General features: G+C 66.1%; 16 protein-coding genes, 2 tRNA genes and 1 riboswitch. Of the genes, 17 read left to right on the top strand and 1 reads right to left on the bottom strand.

Annotated features, from left to right (window positions below):
- Nucleotides 1-102 precede the first annotated feature (102 nt).
- Genes ileS through ndk form a run of 4 tightly spaced genes read left to right on the top strand, consistent with a single transcriptional unit; the run spans nt 103 to nt 5,792 of the window.
- Nucleotides 103-3,525, top strand: a complete 3,423-nt coding sequence (gene ileS / locus WMN78_RS18590) for an isoleucine--tRNA ligase (protein ID WP_340535217.1) — start codon at nt 103-105, stop codon at nt 3,523-3,525.
- Nucleotides 3,526-3,528: 3 nt separating this feature from the next.
- Nucleotides 3,529-4,887, top strand: a complete 1,359-nt coding sequence (locus WMN78_RS18585; protein ID WP_340535216.1) for a folylpolyglutamate synthase/dihydrofolate synthase family protein — start codon at nt 3,529-3,531, stop codon at nt 4,885-4,887.
- Between the two features lie 2 nt (nt 4,888-4,889).
- Complete coding sequence (locus tag WMN78_RS18580; RefSeq protein ID WP_340535215.1) at nt 4,890-5,333, top strand: DUF4233 domain-containing protein; 444 nt, start codon at nt 4,890-4,892, stop codon at nt 5,331-5,333.
- Between the two features lie 39 nt (nt 5,334-5,372).
- On the top strand, nt 5,373-5,792 hold the full coding sequence (gene ndk, locus WMN78_RS18575; protein WP_137323025.1) for a nucleoside-diphosphate kinase: 420 nt from the start codon (nt 5,373-5,375) through the stop codon (nt 5,790-5,792).
- 123 nt (nt 5,793-5,915) lie between these two features.
- Here ndk and WMN78_RS18570 read toward each other — a convergent pair whose 3' ends face one another.
- On the bottom strand, nt 5,916-6,587 hold the full coding sequence (locus tag WMN78_RS18570) for a vitamin K epoxide reductase family protein (protein WP_425341171.1): 672 nt from the start codon (nt 6,585-6,587) through the stop codon (nt 5,916-5,918).
- Nucleotides 6,588-7,058: 471 nt separating this feature from the next.
- Between WMN78_RS18570 and WMN78_RS18565 the strand changes: the two genes are divergently transcribed.
- The 13 genes from WMN78_RS18565 to WMN78_RS18505 all read left to right on the top strand — a co-directional run bounded on the left by WMN78_RS18565 (nt 7,059) and on the right by WMN78_RS18505 (nt 20,748).
- Nucleotides 7,059-10,481: an Rne/Rng family ribonuclease gene (locus WMN78_RS18565; protein WP_340535214.1), complete on the top strand. Its 3,423-nt coding sequence runs from the start codon at nt 7,059-7,061 to the stop codon at nt 10,479-10,481.
- Nucleotides 10,482-10,593: 112 nt separating this feature from the next.
- Nucleotides 10,594-10,691, top strand: a riboswitch (TPP riboswitch).
- Complete coding sequence (locus WMN78_RS18560) at nt 10,674-12,266, top strand: bifunctional hydroxymethylpyrimidine kinase/phosphomethylpyrimidine kinase (protein ID WP_340535213.1); 1,593 nt, start codon at nt 10,674-10,676, stop codon at nt 12,264-12,266. Its footprint overlaps the riboswitch before it by 18 nt.
- A 321-nt stretch (nt 12,267-12,587) precedes the next feature.
- Nucleotides 12,588-12,896 carry a 50S ribosomal protein L21 gene (gene rplU / locus WMN78_RS18555; RefSeq protein ID WP_011692233.1) on the top strand — a complete coding sequence of 103 codons (309 nt, stop codon included), beginning with the start codon at nt 12,588-12,590 and terminating at the stop codon, nt 12,894-12,896.
- A 61-nt stretch (nt 12,897-12,957) separates the two neighbouring features.
- Nucleotides 12,958-13,221: a 50S ribosomal protein L27 gene (rpmA, locus tag WMN78_RS18550; protein ID WP_009372867.1), complete on the top strand. Its 264-nt coding sequence runs from the start codon at nt 12,958-12,960 to the stop codon at nt 13,219-13,221.
- A 116-nt stretch (nt 13,222-13,337) separates the two neighbouring features.
- Nucleotides 13,338-14,927, top strand: coding sequence for a GTPase ObgE (gene obgE, locus WMN78_RS18545; RefSeq protein ID WP_340535205.1), 1,590 nt, complete (start codon nt 13,338-13,340; stop codon nt 14,925-14,927).
- Nucleotides 14,928-14,991: 64 nt separating this feature from the next.
- Nucleotides 14,992-16,089, top strand: a complete 1,098-nt coding sequence (gene proB / locus WMN78_RS18540; RefSeq protein ID WP_340535312.1) for a glutamate 5-kinase — start codon at nt 14,992-14,994, stop codon at nt 16,087-16,089.
- Nucleotides 16,090-16,115: 26 nt separating this feature from the next.
- Complete coding sequence (locus WMN78_RS18535; protein ID WP_340535204.1) at nt 16,116-17,465, top strand: glutamate-5-semialdehyde dehydrogenase; 1,350 nt, start codon at nt 16,116-16,118, stop codon at nt 17,463-17,465.
- Between the two features lie 80 nt (nt 17,466-17,545).
- Nucleotides 17,546-17,770, top strand: coding sequence for a hypothetical protein (locus WMN78_RS18530; RefSeq protein WP_305941291.1), 225 nt, complete (start codon nt 17,546-17,548; stop codon nt 17,768-17,770).
- 55 nt (nt 17,771-17,825) lie between these two features.
- Nucleotides 17,826-18,443 (top strand): nicotinate-nucleotide adenylyltransferase, encoded by a 618-nt coding sequence (nadD, locus tag WMN78_RS18525; RefSeq protein WP_425341179.1) that lies wholly within the window; start codon nt 17,826-17,828, stop codon nt 18,441-18,443.
- A gap of 8 nt (nt 18,444-18,451) precedes the next feature.
- Nucleotides 18,452-19,771, top strand: coding sequence for a hypothetical protein (locus tag WMN78_RS18520; protein WP_340535203.1), 1,320 nt, complete (start codon nt 18,452-18,454; stop codon nt 19,769-19,771).
- Nucleotides 19,772-19,876: 105 nt separating this feature from the next.
- Nucleotides 19,877-20,278: a ribosome silencing factor gene (gene rsfS / locus WMN78_RS18515; RefSeq protein WP_340535201.1), complete on the top strand. Its 402-nt coding sequence runs from the start codon at nt 19,877-19,879 to the stop codon at nt 20,276-20,278.
- 138 nt (nt 20,279-20,416) lie between these two features.
- Nucleotides 20,417-20,489 (top strand) — tRNA-Ala (locus WMN78_RS18510).
- Between the two features lie 186 nt (nt 20,490-20,675).
- Nucleotides 20,676-20,748, top strand: a tRNA-Ala gene (locus tag WMN78_RS18505).
- Nucleotides 20,749-20,792: the final 44 nt, after the last annotated feature.

The raw sequence follows: 20,792 nt of genomic DNA, 5'->3' as shown, positions 1-20,792 counted from the left end.
GAGGTGGTACCGCGGTGCCGGTGTTGTTGGAAAGCAGCGCACGGGGCCGTCCTCGCATCCTGAATGATCCACTTGTTCACTAGCTCAACCCAGGATGTCGAGATGACCTATTACCCCAAGGCCTCAGCCGCACCGTCAGGCCCCGGTTCCACCAGCTCTCCTTCCAATACCTCCGCCTCAAACACCACTGCTTCCAACACCTCTGGTGTATCGGCCTCCGTGAAGTTCCCGGAGATCGAAGAGCGCATCCTCAAGTACTGGGACCAGGACGGCACGTTCCAGGCCAGCATCGACCAGCGCAGCGCAGACGCGCCCGGCGGTGCCCCCGGCAGCAATGAATTCGTCTTCTACGACGGCCCTCCCTTCGCCAATGGACTGCCGCACTACGGCCACCTCCTGACCGGCTACGCCAAGGACCTGGTGGGCCGGTACCAGACCCAGCGCGGCCGCCGCGTTGAGCGCCGCTTCGGCTGGGACACCCACGGCCTCCCCGCGGAGCTGGAAGCCATGAAGCAGTTGGGCATGACGGACAAGACCCAGATCGAGGCCATGGGCATCGACAAGTTCAATGACGCCTGCCGCGCCTCCGTCATGAAGTACGCCGACGAGTGGAAGAGCTACGTCACGCGCCAGGCGCGCTGGGTGGACTTCGACAACGATTACAAGACGCTCAACGTCGAGTACATGGAGTCCGTGCTCTGGGCTTTCAAGCAGCTGCACGAAAAGGGCCTGACGTACAACGGCTACCGCGTCCTGCCGTACTGCTGGAAGGACGAGACGCCACTGTCCAACCATGAGCTGCGCATGGACGACGACGTCTACAAGAACCGCCAGGACCAGACGGTCACGGTCACGTTCCCCATCACTGCGGGGGAGTCGGAGTTGTCCCGGCAGCTCGCCGGCGTACAGGCACTCGCCTGGACCACCACCCCCTGGACCCTGCCCACCAACCTGGCGCTCGCCGTCGGGCCTTCCATCACTTACGCTGTGCTGCCTGCCGGACCCAACGGCATCAAGGCGGCGTCCCCGGAGGCTCCGGTCTCGGGCAGCTTCCTCCTCGCGGCCGACCTCCTGGGCGCTTACGCCAAGGACCTTGGCTACGGCGACGGCACGGCCGGCGTTGAGGCCGCCGAGGCTGCGGTCACCGCCACCTACAGCGGCGCCGAGCTGGCCGGCCTGCAGTACCAGCCGCTCTGGAACGACTTCAGCGACGCCGAAAAGTACGGCACGGAGAACGCCTGGCGTTTCCTTGTGGCCGACTACGTGACCACCACCGGCGGCACCGGCATCGTCCACCAGGCGCCCGCCTACGGTGAAGACGACCAGAAGGTCTGTGAAGAAGCCGGCATCCCCGTGGTGCTGTCCGTGGACGAGGGCGCCAAGTTCCTGCCGCTCTTCTCACACGGCGACCTGCACGACATCGTTGGCCTGCAGGTGTTCGAGGCCAACAAGCCCATCACCCAGGTGCTGCGCGCCCAGGGCCGCCTGGTCCGCCAGGCCAGCTATGAGCACAGCTACCCGCACTGCTGGCGCTGCCGCAACCCGCTGATCTACCGCGCGGTGTCCTCCTGGTACGTGGAGGTCACCAAGTTCAAGGATCGGATGTCCGAGCTGAACCAGGAGATCAACTGGATCCCGGGGAACGTCAAGGACGGCCAGTTTGGCAAGTGGCTCGCCAACGCCCGTGACTGGTCCATCAGCCGCAACCGCTACTGGGGCAGTCCCATCCCGGTGTGGCAGTCCAGCGACCCGGAATACCCGCGCACAGACGTCTACGGCTCGCTCGCCGAGATCGAAGCAGACTTCGGCCGGCTCCCGCTGAACAAGGACGGGCAGGTTGACCTGCACCGGCCGTTCATCGACGAACTGACGCGCCCGAACCCGGACGACCCCCGCACCCCGGAAGAAGGCCAGTCCGTGATGCGGCGCGTCGAGGACGTCCTGGATGTCTGGTTCGACTCCGGGTCCATGCCCTACGGCCAGGTCCACTACCCGTTCCAGAACGAGGAATGGTTCGACACCCACAACCCGGCGGACTTCATCGTGGAGTACATCGGCCAGACCCGCGGCTGGTTCTACATGCTGCACATCCTCTCCACCGCGCTGTTCGACCGTCCGGCCTTCCGCAACGTCATCAGCCACGGCATCGTGCTGGGTTCGGACGGGCAGAAGATGTCCAAGAGCCTGCGCAACTACCCGGACGTCTCCGAGGTCCTGGACCGCGACGGTTCCGACGCCATGCGCTGGTTCCTGATGTCCAGCCCCATCCTGCGCGGCGGCAACCTCGTGGTCACCGAGCAGGGAATCCGCGACGGCGTGCGCCAGGTCATCCTGCCGCTGTGGAACGTGTACAGCTTCTTCACGCTGTACACGAACGCGGCCGGTGGAGCCGGTGGAACAGAGTCGGGCTACGATGCGAAGCTGCGCTACGACGGCTACGCGGACACGCTGGACCAGTACCTGATGGCCAACACCGGCGACCTGGTCCGCAACATGACCGCCCAGCTGGACAGCTACGACATCTCCGGCGCCTGCGACGAACTCCGCAGCTACCTGGACATGCTCACCAACTGGTACGTGCGCCGCAGCCGCCAGCGTTTCTTCGACGAGAGCGTTGACGCCTTCGACGCGCTCTACACCGCGCTGGAGACCGTCACCCGCGTGGCCGCGTCCCTGCTGCCGCTGGTCTCCGAGGAGATCTGGCGCGGCCTCACCGGCGGCCGCTCCGTGCACCTGGCCGACTGGCCGGACGCGGACCTGTTCCCGGCCAACGCATCTCTGGTGGAAGCCATGGACCGGGTCCAGCAGATCTGCTCCACCGGATCCTCGCTGCGCAAGGCCGCGAACCTGCGCGTCCGCCTGCCGCTACAGGAGCTCACTGTGGTGGCACCCGGCGCGGGCGCGCTGGAAGGCTTCGCCGCCGTCGTCGCCGATGAACTGAACCTGCGGTCCGTCCGCCTGCTCGACGCCGAGAGCGCCTCCCCGGAGGAATTCGGCATCGAGCAGAAGCTCGTGGTCAACGCCCGGGCCGCCGGCCCGCGCCTGGGCAAGAACGTCCAGCAGGCCATCAAGGGCTCCAAGTCCGGCGACTGGTCCGTGCAGGAAATAAACGGCGTCGCCGGTGTCGTTGTTTCTGGCGGGCTGGAACTGGAACCGCAGGAATACACGCTGGAAACCGTCGTGGCGGAAGCCGCGGAGGGCGAAGGATCGCGTGCGGCGGCCGTCCTGCCCGGCGGCGGGTTCGTGGTACTCAACACCGAAGTCACTCCTGAGCTGGAAGCCGAAGGTGCGGCCCGCGACATGGTCCGCGCCATCCAGCAGGCCCGCAAGGACGCCGGACTCAACGTGAGCGACCGGATCCGCACCACGGTCACAGCCAAGCAGGACGTCGTCGATGCCCTGCTGGCCAACGCGGAGCTCGTTAAGACCGAAACGCTCACGATCCAGCTGGACACCGTAGCGGACGACGTCAAGGAACCGCAGGTCAGCGTTGTCAAGACCGCGGCAGACAAAGTAGAGGCCTAAACAATGACCGACGAATTCTCCGTGGAGAGCGTCTACGCCGAGCTGCTGGGCAGGGCCCCGGAAAACAAAATGGAGCCGCGCCTCGCGCCGCTGTTCCGGGCCATGGATGTCCTGGGGGAGCCCAACAAGGCCTTCCCGATCATCCACGTGACCGGCACCAACGGCAAAACGTCCACCGCCCGGATGATCGAAGCCGGGCTCCGTGCCCACGGCCTGAGCACCGGCCGCTACACGAGCCCGCACCTCTCCAAGGTGACCGAACGGATCAGCATCGACGGCGCACCGGTACCGGATGCGACCTTCGTCCGCATTTGGGACGAGATCCGGCCGTACCTGCAGATCGTGGACAGCGAGCTCGAAGCCGAGGGCCAGCCCCGGCTGACCTACTTCGAGTGCCTTACCATCCTTGCCTTCGCCGTCTTCGCCGACCAGCCGGTCAATGTGGCCGTCATGGAGGTGGGTCTGGGCGGCATCACCGATGCCACAAACGTCGGCGACGGCCAGGTGGCTGTGGTGACCCCCATTTCGCTGGACCACACTGACCTCTTGGGCGACACCACCGAAGACATCGCCTACGAAAAGGCGGGCATCATCAAGCCGGGCGGTTTCCTGGTCAGTGCCGCACAGCCGGTCGGCGCCGCCCAGGTGCTGCTCGAAAAGGCCCGCGAAGTCCAGGCACCATACCGTTTCGAAGGCGTGGAGTTCGGCGTTGAATCCCGGACCGTCGCCGTCGGCGGGCAGGTGGTGACCATCCAGGGTTTGGCCGGGCGGTACGAGGAGCTGCTGGTGCCGCTGCACGGAGCGCACCAGGCGGAGAATGCCGCCGTCGCCGTCGCTGCGCTGGAAGCCTTCTTCGGCGGGGAGAAGGCGCTCGACGCCGACGTCCTCCAGGAGGCGTTTGCTACGGTCACGTCCCCGGGCCGCCTGGAAGTGCTCCGGACCGCCCCGACCATCATCGTGGATGCCGCCCACAACCCCGAGGGCATCCGGGTTTCGGCCGAGGCAATCCACGAGGCCTTCAGCTTCACCAGGCTGGTGGTGGTTGTGGGTGTCCTGAAGGAGAAGGACGCCGAGGAGATCCTGCGCCAGCTCAAGGAGTCCCTGGGTGACCTCGCCGCCGAATACTGCTTCACCCAGTCCAACTCGCCCCGGGCAGTCCCGGCCGAGGACCTCGCGGAAATCGCGCTGGACCTGGGCTTCGGCGAGGACAACATCCATGTTGCCGAGAAGCTCGACGACGCCCTGGAGTGGGCCGTGGAGCATGCCGAAGCCAACGAGGACCTCGCCGGCGGCGTCCTGGTGACCGGCTCCATCACGCTCGTGGCGGAAGCCCGGATCCTGCTCGGAAAGGCGGACGCCTGACCATGGCCAGACTTACAAAGGCGCAGCGGGAGTGGCGGCCGGGCATGCCCAGGAAGCGTCGCTCCACCAAAGTCATGTTCGCCTCCACGGTCCTGGTGCTCGAAGGGTTCGTTGCCTTCTTCGCCACGCTGGCGGTCTTCGGTCTCCGCCGCGACGAGTTCCCGCCGGCAGTGATCCTCTCCGTCGGCATTGGCCTGAGCCTGCTGCTGGTGTTCACCTGCGCCGTGCTGTCCAAGCCGTGGGGTGTGGCCCTGGGCTGGATCCTGCAGCTCGTCCTGATCTTCGCAGGATTCATCGAACCCATGATGTTCGTCGTGGGAATCCTCTTCGCCGTGGCCTGGTGGTACGGGATCCGGACCGGCATCCGGATTGACCGCGAGGCCGCGCAGCGCGAACGCGAACAGGCCGAATGGGAAGCCGCGCACCCCGAAGACCAAAGCAACTAGACTTATTTCCGAATCCCACCCCAACACATTGGAGCAGCTGTGAGCATTGAGCGCACCCTCGTCCTGATCAAGCCCGACGGCGTGACCCGCAACCTGACCGGCGCCATCCTCGGCCGGGTTGAAGCCAAGGGCTACACCCTGGCCGAGCTCAAGAAGGTCGACGCCAGCCGCGAACTGCTGGAGCAGCACTACGAGGAGCACGTGGGCAAGCCGTTCTACGAGCCGCTCGTCGAGTTCATGCTCAGCGGACCGGTCGTCGCGGCAATCTTCGAGGGCCACCGCGTGATCGAGGGCTTCCGTTCGCTCGCCGGCACCACCGACCCCACGACGGCGGCGCCCGGCACCATCCGCGGCGACTTCGGCCGCGACTGGGGCCTGAAGGTGCAGCAGAACCTGGTCCACGGTTCCGACTCCGTCGAGTCCGCCGAGCGCGAGATCAAGATCTGGTTCCAGGACTAGCCGCCACCAGCGCGCAACCAGCGCGAGCGGACACTTAGGCACCCTGCCTTAAGCGCGAGCGTACAGTTGAGGCCGCCGTTTCCGAAGAAACGGGGGCCTCAACTGTACGCTCGCACTTTGGGCCTAGTAGCCGGAGGTCCCGATGAACACCTGGATGAAGGCAAAGAAGATCGTGGCGATGACGGCCACGTAGAGCAGGGCGGTGACGATCCAGCCGGAGTCGCCAGCGATCTTCGCCGCGCCGGCCGGAACCTTGATCACCCCGTGCGTGATGTTCCGGACCGTGACCCACACAAAGAGCGGAATCATCGCGGCCCAGACCACCATGCAGAACGGGCACAAGATGTGGATGGAGTACAGCGCCTGCGACCACAGCCACACCACGAAGGCAAAGCCAAGGGTCACGCCGGCCTGCAGGCCGAGCCAGTACCACCGGGCAAACCTGGCGCCGGAGAGTACGGCCATGCCGGTGGTGATCACGACGGCGAAGGCCACGATGCCGATAAACATGTTGGGGAAGCCGAAGACGGAACTTTGCCACGTCTGCATCACGGCGCCGCAGGAGACCCACGGGTTGACGTCGCAGGCGGTGACATGGTTCGGATCCTTGAGGACCGCCAGCTTTTCCAGGACCAGGGCGCCTGATGCGAGCCAGCCGATCACCCCGGTGATGACCAGCAGCCAGCCGAACGGCTTGTCCCTGGTCATGGCGGGCAGGCTCTCCCCGGCCGCTGCATGCTCGCGGCGGTCGCCGTCCATCAAGTTGTGCTGCATGGAATTGGAGATGCTGGGCATGGGATGTCGCGTCCTTTTTCTCGAGGGCTCCTCGCCCCTGATTGTAACGCCGGAGGCTGGAAGGCAAGCACAGGCTCCGGCCGGCAGCGCCCTGATTGTGTGCGGGATGTCCCTGCTTCCACCGTGTTTGAGTGTCCGTATGAGAGAATGAAGCTGGCTGGAATACGATCCACATTCGAATTCCGGTCCGGTGGCTTGTTTGTAAGACCGCCAATGATGAGCAGGGCACGCTCCGGATCCATGACAGATCCCGGCCTCCCCGCAATGCCATTGGACGGCACCTGGTTGTGGCTTTCAGGAACAACGGGTTTCAGAACAATGCCGCCGGCCCTCCAGGGCTGCCGCACCCCACTGCCGGTGCGAACCTGAGGGTATCCAATTGACTTCTGTCAACGCCTGCGGGTTTTGACAATATGTGCCCCAATGGGTGCCGGATGTGGCGGTGCGTCAGGGGCAGGAGTGTCGCTACATATGGATAATGATCAGGTTCTAGCCGTTAACGAAGAATCCGCTGCAAGCGAAGAGGCAGCAGCGCCCCAAGCGCCCAGGAGGGCCGTCCGGACAAGGCGCAAAGCCGTCCCCAAGGCGGAGTCTGCCGAAGCCGGCGCATCAGAGGCAGCCCCGGCGGCCGAGACAGTCGCAGCAGAAGCCGGTGCGACCGAAGCTGTGGAGGAGAAGGTCCCGGCCCGCCGCAGCCGCTCCCGCAAGAAGGTGGAACCTGCCGAGCCGCTTCCGGTCTTCGCCGACGACGCCGCCGCGCAGGTTGACGTGCAGGGTGAGGCGGCTTCGGCCGAGGAAGCCGTGCCCTCAGCCCCGGCCGAAGCCGCCGTCGTTGAAAAGCCGGTCCGTCGCCGCGCCTCACGCGCCAAGGCGCCCGCAGCGCCCGTTGCGGAAGCCGAAGCAGCTGAAGAAGAAGTGGCCGCCGCCGGCCCGGAAAATGTAACCCCGGAAGCTGCACCCGAGGAAACTCCCATCCAGGAGCCGGCCACGTCGCAGGCACCCGCCGCAGCCGTCGGTGCGGAGCCTGAGCAGCCCGCAGCAGCCGTCGGTGCGGAGCCTGAGCAGCCCGCAGCAGCCGAAGCGGCCAGCCCCGTCGGTGCGCTCTTCCTTGAGCCCGGCGCGGTCACTTCCATGATTTTCCAGGCACCGGACCTGAGCACCGTGATCCGGCCGGCAGCCGCCCCTGCCGTAGCCAAGGAAAACGAAGAGGAAGGCACAGAAGACGACGGCGAGGAAGGCGAGGCCGGAGGCTCCCGCCGCCGCCGCAGCCGCGGACGCCGCGGCCGCAGCCGTGTGACTGACCGGGAAGCAGGCGGCGAGTCGGAACCTGCCGAAGGTGCTGCCGAAGACGAGGACACCGATGAGGAGTCCCCCAGGACCACGGACGACGGCGTGACCTCCCGCCGTCGCCGCCGCCGCCGCCGCGGCGACCAGGACCTTGAGCTGACAGGCGGGGGAGACGACGACCCGCCCAACACGGTGACCCGAGTCCGTGCGCCGCGCGCTGTCAGCGAGGCGCCGGTCAACAACCGCGTTACCTCCGTCAAGGGCTCCACCCGGTTGGAGGCCAAGAAGCAGCGCCGCCGCGAATCCCGCGACACCGGCCGCCGCCGCACCGTCATCACCGAGGCAGAGTTCCTGGCCCGCCGCGAATCCGTGGACCGCCAGATGATCGTCCGCCAGCGCGACGACAGAATCCAGATCGGCGTCCTGGAAGACGGCGTCCTCGCAGAGCACTTCGTCTCCAAGACCCAACAGGACTCCCTGATCGGCAACGTTTACCTGGGTAAGGTCCAGAACGTGCTGCCGTCCATGGAAGCCGCCTTCGTGGACATCGGGCGTGGCCGCAACGCCGTGCTCTACGCCGGTGAAGTGAACTGGGACGCCGTCAACCTCGAGGGCAAGCAGCGCCGCATCGAGAATGCGCTGAAATCCGGCGACTCCGTGCTGGTCCAGGTCACCAAAGACCCCGTAGGCCACAAGGGCGCCCGCCTTACCAGCCAGGTTTCCCTGCCCGGCCGCTACCTCGTCTACGTTCCCGGCGGTTCCATGACCGGAATCTCGCGGAAGCTGCCCGACGTCGAACGCAACCGCCTCAAGCGGATCCTCAAGGACCGGCTCCCGGAAGACGCCGGCGTCATCGTCCGCACCGCTGCCGAGGGCGCGTCCGAGGAGGAGCTGACCCACGACATCAACCGCCTGCGGGCCCAGTGGGAAGGCATTGAAAGCCAGGCCACGTCCACCAAGATCCTCGCCCCGGAGCTCCTCTACGGCGAACCGGACCTCACCATCAAGGTTGTCCGCGACGTCTTCAACGAGGACTTCTCCAAGCTGATCGTCTCCGGCGAGGAAGCCTGGGACACCATCGAGGCGTACGTGACGTACGTGGCTCCGGACCTGGTGGGCCGGCTCGAAAAGTGGACCAAGGACACGGATATCTTTGCGGCCTGGAGGATCGATGAGCAGATCCACAAGGCCCTGGACCGCAAGGTCTTCCTGCCCTCCGGCGGCTCGCTGGTGATTGACCGCACCGAAGCCATGACCGTGGTGGACGTCAACACCGGCAAATTCACCGGCAGCGGCGGCAACCTCGAGGAAACCGTCACCAAGAACAACCTTGAAGCGGCCGAGGAAGTGGTGCGCCAGCTGCGGCTGCGCGACATCGGCGGCATCATCGTCATCGACTTCATCGACATGGTGCTGGAATCGAACCGCGACCTCGTGCTGCGCCGCATGGTGGAATGCCTCGGACGCGACCGGACCAAGCACCAGGTTGCCGAAGTGACATCGCTGGGCCTGGTCCAGATGACCCGCAAGCGCATGGGCACCGGGCTGCTGGAAGTTTTCGGCGAGCAGTGCGAGGCCTGCGCCGGCCGCGGCATCGTCACCCACGACGAGCCCGTGGAGCACCGCCGCGCCAACACCGTTGCCGCCGAGCACCACGTACAGCGCACCGAAGCCCAGCAGCCTCCACGGACGGAGCGCAAGAGCCGCCGCCGCGGCAAGGGCGGCCAGCCGGTTTCCGAGGCTGCTCCGTCGACGCCGGCTCCGGCGCATCATGAGCCCACCGAGGCCGAGCGCCACGCCAAGGCCGAGGCCACCCGCGTGGCGCTGGCGAACATCGCTGCCGCTGCTCACGCAGCCCACCTGCACGACGCCGAAGCCGGCCACGCTGCCCCCGCTGCAGCCGCCGCGGCACAGGCAGTAGGGCAGGCGCTGGCAGCCCAGGGACCTTCCGGACAGGCACCCTCCGGGCAGGCGGGCACGCCGATCCGGGGAGGGGCCGCACAGCCCGCTACGGGCCAGCCCGCTCAAGCGCTGCCCTCCGCGACCCGACCCTCAACGAGCCAGCCAGCTCCGGCCGTGGCCCGGCCTGCCAAGGCATCCGAAACGGAGGTGGCTGCTTCGGGACGTCCGGCTGCGGTCCTGACCTTCGGGGGCGAAAAGGTGGCATTGCCGTTTGTCGAGCATGCCGGGGAAGCACCTGCCTCGGGCGCGGCCCTGACGCTTGACCGGCTGGCTGAGGCCTTCGCGCACCTTGGTGAGCCTGCTCCGGCTGAGGCACCGGCGGCAGCGCCCGAACAGCAGGTTTCGGCTCAGCCGGCGGCTCAAGAACCCGTCCAGGCACCGGCTGCACATGCTGAAGCCGACTACACCGACCACACTGCGGTGCAGGGCCGGGCGCGCCGTCCCCGCCGCAACCGGAGCGCCAGCCGTGCCCAGGGCGCAGCGAACCAGACGTCGGTGGAACACCATGAGACTGCTCCGGTGGCGGCGTCAGGTCACACCCACGAAGCAAAGGCACCCGAGCCGGCGCAGAAGGACGCGCCCGCCAAGGCGCCCGCTAACGAGCCGATCATCCTCGGCGTGGGTGTTCCCGCCTCCGAGCTCTGAGCCGCAGGCAGGTTCCACAGGCTGACATCGCGGGTGCGGCCCGAGGCAGGCGTAGCAATACGCCGGTTTCGGGCCGCACCCGCGAGTTCGTTGCGGGGAAACAGTAGGCTAGGGGACTGACACGGGGTGCCGCGCACAGGGCCGGCTGAGATCCACACCCGTTGAACCTGTCCGGTTAGCACCGGCGAAGGGATGTCTCCTTTGGCAATATCATTCCTGCCCACCCCTGCCTCCACGGCAGCCCCCGAAGGGTCCAACGGCGCCCCCGTGCGCAGAACCCCGCGGGTGCTGGCCATCGCCGGTTCCGATCCGTCAGGCGGGGCCGGGATCCAGGCGGACCTCAAGAGCATTGCGGCCAACGGCGGTTACGGCATGGCCGCCATCACTGCCTTGACGGCGCAGAACACCCACGGCGTCCGCGCCGTCCACGTACCCCCGGCGGAATTCCTGACCGCCCAGCTGGAGGCCATCAGCGATGACATCAGCGTCGACGCAGTCAAGATCGGCATGCTCGGCGACTCTGCGGTGATTGCCGCCGTCCGCAGCTGGCTGGCGAAGGCGCGTCCCGCCGTCGTGGTTCTTGATCCCGTCATGGTCGCCACCAGCGGGGACCGCCTCCTGCAGGAGGCGGCCGAGGCGGAACTGCGTGAACTCCTGCCCCTTGCCGACCTCGTCACGCCGAACCTGGCAGAACTGGCGATGCTCCTCAACGAACCCCTCGCCTGCGACTGGGAGGAGGCACTCGGCCAGGGCAAGCGCCTCGCCGCCCAGGCGGGCACCACGGTCCTGGTCAAGGGCGGACACCTCGACGGCGGTGCCTGCCCCGACGCGCTCGTCAACACCGAAGGCCTGCTCGCCCAGGACGTTGTGGTTGTCCCCGGCGAGCGGATCACCACCCGGAACAGCCACGGCACCGGCTGTTCGCTGTCCTCGGCGATGGCCACCGCGCAGGCAAGGCTGGGGGACTGGGAGGCATCGCTGCGGGAAGTGAAGCCGTGGCTGCAGGGAGCGCTCCGGGAGGCTGAAGGGCTGGAGGTGGGAACGGGCAACGGTCCGGTCCATCATTTCCACCATCTGGCACCCAAAGACCCGGACGCACCGGCCGAAGGGCAGTTCGCTGCGGCGCTCCGGCAGGACGCCGGGCCGGACCTGGACGACATCTACGGGCTGGACTTCATCCGCGGCCTGGCCGACGGCACCCTCACCGAGCAGCACTTTGCGTATTACCTCGCCCAGGACGCCATTTACCTGAACGGCTATTCCAGGGTGCTGTCCCGCGCCGCCGCCATTGCCCCCGCCGAGGCCGAGCAGCTGTTCTGGGCGCGCGCGGCCCAACAATGCCTTGAAGTCGAGTCGGAACTGCACAGGACCTGGCTCAGCACCCGGAACGTGGACGACGGCCTGGGGCCAGTGACCAAGTCCTACGTGGACCACCTGCTGGCGTCCTCCGTTTCCGGAAGCTATGGAGTGCTCGTCGCCGCGGTGCTTCCGTGCTTCTGGCTCTACGCCGAGGTGGGCACAACCCTGCACGGACAGTTCCTGGCGGCCGGCTCGCCGGCAGGCCACCCTTACGCCGAGTGGCTCCGTACCTACGCTGACGAGGACTTCGCCGCGGCCACCCGGGAGGCGGTTCGCATCGCTGACGCTGCCGCCCGTGCTGCATCTGAAACGCAACGCCAGGCCATGCGGGTGGCCTTCCGGCAGTCATGCCGCTACGAGGTGGACTTCTTCGACGCGCCGCGGCTGCACGCTGCACCTCAGAGGGTTCCGAAGCCGGTAGGATAGTGGGGCACGGTTCCGGAAGTCGTTGCAGCACCAGCCTGTATTACACAGAGTGGCGCCTATCACGTACTGCCACCGGAGCCAGCCTCATTTGCGACCGAAGGCAAAATTAGCGTATTCTAGATCTTCGGTGCTTACGCCAACACTTGGGTTATAACCTCAGGACGGTCCGTTTGGATTCCAAACGCATTGTTCGTGGATAACTCATGGGTTCCCCCGGGGAATCCACCGGCGTTGAGGCACAGCGTGAACCAGGCCAAACAATTTGGACCCAGGTTCCGCACGCAAATCTAGTAATAAACGTCGAGAGAAGTGAGTTCCCCAGTGGTGTACGCGATTGTCCGCGCAGGCGGCCGCCAAGAGAAGGTTTCCGTTGGAGACTTCGTTACCCTGAACCGCGTCCCCGGTGGAGCCGGCAGCACCATTGAGTTGCCCGCACTGCTCCTGGTAGACGGTGACAAAGTCACGTCTGCCGCTGCGGACCTGGCCAAGGTAACGGTTACGGCTGAGATCCTCCAGGACCTTCGTGGTCCGAAGATCGTCATCCAGAAGTTCAAGAACAAGACCGGGTACAAGAAGCGCCAGGGTCACCGTCAGGAACTGACCAAGGTCAAGATCACCGGTATCAAGTAACCTTCCGTTACTTTTCAGGTTTTCAGCAGATTCCCCAGAATTTTTAAGGCAGGCATTTCAAATGGCACATAAAAAAGGCGCGAGCTCCACTCGCAACGGTCGTGACTCCAACGCCCAGTACCTCGGCGTCAAGCGCTTCGGCGGCCAGGTAGTTTCCGCAGGCGAAATCATCGTCCGCCAGCGTGGCACCCACTTCCACCCGGGTGCCGGCGTAGGCCGCGGCGGCGACGACACCCTGTTCGCACTGACCCCCGGCGCCGTCGAATTCGGCACCCGCCGCGGACGTCGAGTCGTGAACATCGTTGCTGCTGCAGCTGCAGAGTAACAACAAGATCTAAACCGGTGGAGCGGGCCATGATGGCCCGCTCCACTGTTCTTTTAACCGCATTACAATCAATTTGGGCGTCCAAGACGGTCAGGTTAAGCACAGAGGAGATTCACGTGGCGAGCTTTGTAGACCGGGTAGTACTGCACGTATCCGGCGGTAGCGGCGGTCACGGCTGTGTCTCCGTCCATCGCGAGAAGTTCAAGCCCCTGGGCGGTCCCGACGGCGGCAACGGCGGCGACGGCGGCGACGTCATCCTGCGCGTTGACCCCCAGACCACCACGCTGCTGGACTACCACCACGCACCCCACCGCCATGCCACCAACGGCGGACCCGGCATGGGCGACTGGCGCGGCGGAAAGAACGGCGAAACCCTGATCCTTCCCGTTCCGGAAGGCACCGTCGTCAAGTCCAAGGACGGCCGTGTCCTGGCTGACCTCGTCGGCGAAGGCACCGAGTTCGTCGCCGCCGCCGGCGGTCCGGGCGGATTGGGCAACGCCGCACTGTCATCGCAGAAGCGCCGTGCTCCCGGCTTCGCCCTGCTCGGCATCGAAGGCGAGTCCAGCGACATCGTCCTGGAACTGAAGTCCATCGCGGACATCGCCCTGGTGGGATTCCCGTCCGCCGGCAAGTCCAGCCTCATCGCCGCCATGTCCGCGGCACGCCCCAAGATCGCCGATTACCCCTTCACCACACTGATCCCCAACCTGGGCGTCGTCCAGGCGGGTGACGTACGCTTCACCATCGCCGACGTCCCCGGACTCATCGAAGGAGCCAGCGAAGGCAAGGGGCTCGGCCATCACTTCCTGCGACACGTCGAGCGCTGCGCAGCTTTGGTCCACGTTTTGGACTGCGGTACGCTCGAAGCTGACCGCGATCCGCTCTCCGACCTGGCCATCATCGAAGCCGAACTCGAAAAATACGCGGTTGACATGAGCTACGCCGGCTCCGACGGCGAGGTTGTCCCGCTGAACCACCGGCCCCGCCTGGTGGCCCTGAACAAGGTCGACCTGCCTGACGGCAAGGACATGGCCGAGTTCGTCCGTCCCGAGCTGGAGTCCCGCGGCTACCGGGTATTCGAGATCTCCGCTACGAGCCATGAAGGCCTCCGCCAGCTCGGCTTCGCTATGGCGGAGATCGTCAAGGCCGCCCGTGACGCGGTGGCAGCTACGCCTCCCAAGGTGCACGCACCCGTGCTGCGCCCGCGGGCAGTCAACGAGTCCGGCTTCAAGATCCGCCGCGAGGAAAAGAACCTGGAGCCGCTGTTCCGCGTGCTGGGCGACAAGCCCGTGCGCTGGGTCAAGCAGACCGACTTCACCAACGAGGAAGCGATTGGCTACCTCGCCGACCGCCTGGCCAAACTGGGCGTGGAAAACGAGCTGTTCAAGCAGGGCGCCAAGCCCGGCGACACCGTAGTGATCGGTGAAGACGACGGCGTGGTGTTCGACTGGGAGCCCACCATGATGGCCGGCGCCGAACTGCTCGCCTCGCCCCGCGGCACGGATGTCCGCTTCGCCGACATCGGCGACCGCCCCACCCGCGGGCAGAAGCGCGACGAGCAGCAGGAGCGCCGCGACGCCAAGGCTGCGGCCCGGGCCGAGCTGGAAGCCGAGCGCAAGGCCGGGATCTGGACCGAATCAGTCAGCGGGCGCCGTGCCGCACGGCCGCTCAAGGAGAGCGGACTGACCACCGAAAATGAGGAGTGAACCCGCACACGTGACCGATAATTCCGCAATTGTCATCGAGGAACCCAGGACCGACGACCGCCGCATGCTCGCCAGGGCACGCCGCATCGTCGTCAAGGTCGGATCGTCGTCACTCACCAGCCTCAAAGGTGGGATCTCCGAAGAGGCACTGATTGAACTGTCCGACGCGCTGGCTGCCAAGCACAACGGCGGAACCGAGATCATCCTCGTTTCCTCCGGCGCCATCTCGGCAGGACTGGCCCCGCTGGGCCTTGTAAAGCGCCCCCGGGACCTCGCCACCCAGCAGGCAGCCGCCAGCGTGGGCCAGGGGCTCCTCATGGCCCGCTACACGCACGCCTTCGGAGCGCACGGCGTGACGGTCAGCCAGGTCCTGCTGACGGCGGACGACCTCATGCGGCGCAGCCACCACATGAACGCATTCCGCGCCCTGAACCGTCTCCTGAACCTCGGCGTCGTGCCCGTGGTCAACGAAAACGACACTGTGGCAACGCACAAGATCCGCTTCGGTGACAACGACCGGCTGTCCGCCCTGGTGGCGCACCTGGTCCGGGCTGATGCCCTGGTGCTGCTCTCCGACGTCGACTCGCTCTATGACGGGCCTCCCTCGAAGGGAGCCAAGCGGATTCCGCAGGTTGACGGCCCCCAGGACCTCGAGGGCGTCAACATCGGCAAGCCCGGTCAGGCCGGTGTCGGAACCGGCGGCATGCAGACTAAGGTGGAGGCCGCCACGATGGCCGCCGATTCGGGCATCCCCGCACTGGTCACGTCCACTGCGAACGCCGCCGCCGCCCTGAACGGCGAGGACGTGGGAACGTGGTTCTCCGTCAATAGCGGCCGCAAGTCGGTGCGCATGATGTGGCTCGCGCACCTCGCGCACGTGCAGGGCCGGCTGATTCTCGACGACGGCGCCGTCAGGGCTGTCCGGGACCAGCACTTTTCGCTGCTCCCGGCCGGTATCACGGCCGTTGAGGGCACCTTTGAATCCGGCGACGCCGTCGAAATGGTTTCGCCGGACGGTACGGTCATCGCCCGGGGGCTGGTCAACTATTCCTCCGACGAACTGCCGCAAATGCTGGGGCGTTCCACAGTGGAACTGGGGGAGTCCCTCGGCCGCGGATTCGACCGTGAGGTTGTTCACGTTGACGACCTGGTTCTGGTCTAGCGGACTGATTCGCCTAGACTGGAATGATGACTGAGGCACTGATTCACCAAGCCGCCGAGAAATCCAACGACTCCACGGACGTATCTGCCGCGCCGGAAAATGCCCAACTGTCCCCGGCTGAGGTCGAGGCTGCCGTGCACGCCATCGCTGACCGATCCCGCCACGCTGCCCGCAGCATGGCACGCGCGAACCGCGCCTGGAAGGACAAGGGCCTCCGCGCCATCGGCGCGGCACTGCTCGCGGGCAAGGCCCGGATCCTGGCCGCCAACGCCAAGGATGTGGAGGCCGGCCGCGCGAACGGAACGTCCGCGGCCCTGCTGGACCGCCTGACGTTGAATGACGCACGGATCGACGCCCTGGCAGCCGCGCTGGAGAATCTCGCGGGCCTCCCTGACCCTGTAGGGAACGTTGTCCGCGGCCAGACGCTGCCCAACGGCCTGCGCCTGCGCCAGGTCAACGTCCCCATGGGCGTCGTCGCCGCCATTTACGAGGCCCGCCCCAACGTGACGGTGGACATTGCCGGGCTGGCGCTGAAAAGCGGCAACGCGGTCATCCTTCGCGGAGGCACAGCCGCCGCATCCACCAACGAGGCCCTGATCAGGGTCCTCCGCGATGCCCTCGATTCCGTCGGCCTGCCCGCAGACGCCGTCCAGACGGTCGACGAGTTCGGCCGTGAAGGAGCCAACGTGCTGATGCGGGCGCGCGGCCGGGTGGACGTCCTCATTCCCCGCGGCGGCAGGGACCTGATCCAGACGGTCGTCACTAATTCCTCCGTCCCGGTCATCGAGACCGGCGAGGGCAACGTCCATATCTTTATTGACGAATCCGCCAGTGAAGATATGGCAGTGGACATCCTGCTCAACGCCAAGACCCAGCGGCCCAGCGTCTGCAACACGGTGGAGACCCTCCTGGTTCATTCCGGGTCCACAGTCCTGCCCGCCGTCGCCGCGGCGCTCCGGAAGGCCGGAGTCACCCTGCACGCCGACGAGCGGATCCGCGCAGCGCTGCCTGCGTCAGTGGAATCAGTGCCGGCCACTGACGAGGACTGGGCCACCGAGTACATGGACCTGGACCTCGCGGTCGGCATGGTGGACAGCCTTGACGAGGCGGTGCAGCACATCCGCAAGTGGTCAACCGGACACACGGAGGCCATCATCACCAACGACCTCGCCAACGCCGAACGCTTCATCTCCGAAATCGACTCGGCAGCGGTCATCGTCAACGCCTCCACCCGGTTCACGGACGGCGGGGAACTGGGACTGGGCGCCGAGGTGGGCATTTCCACCCAAAAGCTCCACGCGCGCGGCCCCATGGGGCTCACCGAGCTCACGACCACGAAGTGGATCGTCCAGGGCGAGGGCCAGATCCGCAGCTAGCAACGCTGTAACATGGAACAGAAGTCCGGAACGGCGGGAATGACCGCCGTCGTCATTGTGTGAACTCTTTAGGGGAGAAAATGCTGCTGCAGCAGGTGGGCGCGTCCGTCGCCGAACATGAAGAACTGGCTCCGCTGTGGGCCGAACCGTGGGTTTTCGGCGTGGCCATCTTTGCGATCATGCTCGTCATGATGTTCGTGACGCTGTCCTACAGCAACCTCGGCAACCGGCACGAAGCCGTCGAGGAGCACTCGGACCCCCACCGCCAGCACCCGAACAAGCACGATCACGGCCAAGGCCACTAACATCACTGCGGTCCTGAAGCGGCGCGGCGCCAAGCGCCGCCTGCGTTTGGGTGTGATGGGTGGGACGTTCGATCCCATTCATCACGGCCACCTTGTCGCGGCCAGCGAAGTTGCGGCCAAGTTCGGCCTCGACGAAGTGGTGTTCGTACCCACCGGGCAGCCGTGGCAAAAGACGCACAAACAAGTCAGCGAACCGGAGCACCGGTACCTGATGACCGTCATTGCCACAGCATCCAACCCCAGGTTTACGGTCAGCAGGGTCGATGTGGACCGTCCAGGCCCCACCTACACCATCGACACCCTGCGGGACCTCCGGACGCAACGGCCGGATGCAGACCTGTTCTTCATCACCGGCGCAGACGCCATGGCACAGATCCTGTCCTGGAAGAACATCGATGAACTGTGGTCGCTGGCGCATTTCGTCGGTGTGACCCGGCCGGGGCACGTCCTCGACGGGATGGGCCGGAAGGACGTCAGCCTCCTCGAAGTGCCCGCCATGGCAATTTCGTCCACTGATTGCCGGACGCGCGTCGCGGCCGGCAACCCCGTGTGGTACCTCGTGCCCGACGGGGTGGTCCAGTATATTGCGAAATACGGCCTGTATGCCGGGCAGTCCGACCCGGACAGCAAGGCCGCACCTACCGAGTTACACGAACCAGCCAGTACCGAGTGAGTTGTTAGATGAGCCAGGAACAGCCTCCCCTCCGTAGCCGCCGCGAATTGCGGCAGGCCCGAGTTGAGCGCGCGGAATCGCACCAGGATACGGGGCCCTCGGCACCGGGTCCCGTTCCCCCTGCCTCCAAACTGCCCGGAGACGGGACGCCGGCTGCTTCCCGGGAGGACGGCACAGGCCGGATCCGCCGGGTCGCTCCGGGTCCCGTGGACTCCGTCCGGACCCCCTCGGGATCGGAACGCTCCTCGCAGAGCCGGGCGAGGGACCGTGCTGCCCTTCGCACCATCAAGGAACTGGCGCAAAAGGAAGAGCGGCTGTCCGGCGGAGGTCCGCCCACACGCCGCCAGCTCCGCCTCCAGCAGCTCCAGGCGGAGGCCGCACCGGCCACGGCCGCGAACCCGATAGTTCCGCCGGCCCGCACCGCAGCCCAGCGCATCGTGCCGCAGGCACGTCCCGGGCAGCCGGCGCCTCAGGCGCGTCCGGGTCAGCCGGCGCCTCAGGCGCGTCCGGGTCAGCCGGCGCCGCAGGCGGCCACTCAGGGGGCGGAAGCGCCAGGGTCCGGTTCCCCGCAGGTGAACGCGGACAGCAAGCTTCCTGACGGCATGACCGTCGAACAGGCTCTCGCGGCGCGTTCCCTTATCGCCGAACAGGCCAGGAACCAGATTGCCAAGATGGAGCACATCGCGGCGAACGATCCCGAAGCGGTCGACCCGGAAATCCTCGCGGAGCAGATCGCCCTGGCCGAGCGCGCCGCGATCCTGAACAAACGGGCCTTGGCCAAGCAGAAGCTGGCCGAACAGGCCAGTCAGCCTGCCCACCCCAAGACCGAGCCGTCGGCCGTCAGCAACCTTGCGATGGTCACTCCGCTGGAGTTCGAGAAGGTACCGGGCATTGACCGGCCGGTGATGAAAAAGCCTGCCACGACGTATGTGCCTGTGGTCACCAATCCCGGCCCGCGCTTGCAGCCGCCCGGCGCCAAGGGTGCACGCAAATCCGGCCCGACGAGGCGGACTGCCGGGCCGGTGACAGGCCGTGCCGGCGTCCTTGCCCGCGCGGAGGCGGCAGCCAAGGCCGCTGCTGATCCTGCGGCAGCCCCGGCAGCGGCCTCGGCACCCGCTGATTCCTGGTCTGCCGAAGCCGGCGAGAATTTCGTTGACCGGCCGCGTGTGGCCGCCAATACCGCCTACGGCCTGGAGCCGCTGGACGCTGTCACCGCCGGGCTGGGCCGGGCCCACCGTATCCGGCTGCTGCAGTTGGCAGTCCTTGCACTGGGGATTGTCGCGCTGATTGCCGGCGTCACCATGATCATCAGCGGCCTGGCCCCCTGATCCAACGCACCAGCGCATCACCCTGCGCGGCTGCCCTTCCGACACTACGGCGCTGATTCCTTTAGCGCCGGACGAACATAGCTTTAAAACACTACAAGGAGTCCCGTGACTGCAACAGATTCATCCATCGCCATAGCCCGCGTAGCTGCGCGTGCCGCTGCGGACAAAATAGCCCAGGACATCGTTGGCCTGGACGTCAGCGAGCGTTTGGCCCTGGCCGATGTATTCCTGATCGCTTCGGCGCCCAGTGAGCGCCAGGTCAATGCCATTGTCGACGGCATCGAAGAGGAACTGGGCAAGCAGGATCTTCGTCCTGTTCGCCGCGAGGGCCGCTCCGGCGGACGCTGGGTCCTGCTGGACTACTCGGACGTCGTTATCCACGTCCAGCACGAGGAAGACCGTGTGTTCTACGCGCTTGAACGTCTCTGGAAGGACTGCCCCGTGGTGGACCTCCAGCTCGGGGATGACGCCTCGGCCAAGACAGCCGTCTCCTCCGAAAGCGAGTAGCGCGGAGACCCCACCGAATATGCCCGATTTGGAATTTTCGGAACGGCTGTTCTAAGATATTTGAGTTGCTTCGGAGAGATCCGGACGCAGAACCGGGCCCTACGGTGAAGACTGAAGGTGCCGGAGCAATGAAAATTCGGGGCTGTGGCGCAGCTGGTAGCGCACCTGCATGGCATGCAGGGGGTCAGGGGTTCGAGTCCCCTCAGCTCCACCGGATGGTCCGCCGAAATCGAAAGGTTTCGGCGGACTTTTTTGTTTCCCGCGCTGTTTTTGTACAGTTGCAGCGAACGACGGCGGATGGTCCGCCGCGCACCGCGGTCGAGTTGGCGTCTTACACGATTGTGGTTTAAGATAATCAAGTTGCTTACGGAGCTCGCTCCGAAGGAAACATGAGTTCGGGGCTGTGGCGCAGCTGGTAGCGCACCTGCATGGCATGCAGGGGGTCAGGGGTTCGAGTCCCCTCAGCTCCACCGATATCTCAACAGCAGAAGCCGCGCAGCCCCTGACGGGCCAG

This window comes from Arthrobacter oryzae, from assembly GCF_037911235.1.
Taxonomy (GTDB): Bacteria; Actinomycetota; Actinomycetes; order Actinomycetales; family Micrococcaceae; genus Arthrobacter; species Arthrobacter oryzae_E.
The sequence above is the reverse complement of the archived record's forward strand: the minus strand, read 5'-3'. Positions and strand labels throughout refer to the sequence as shown.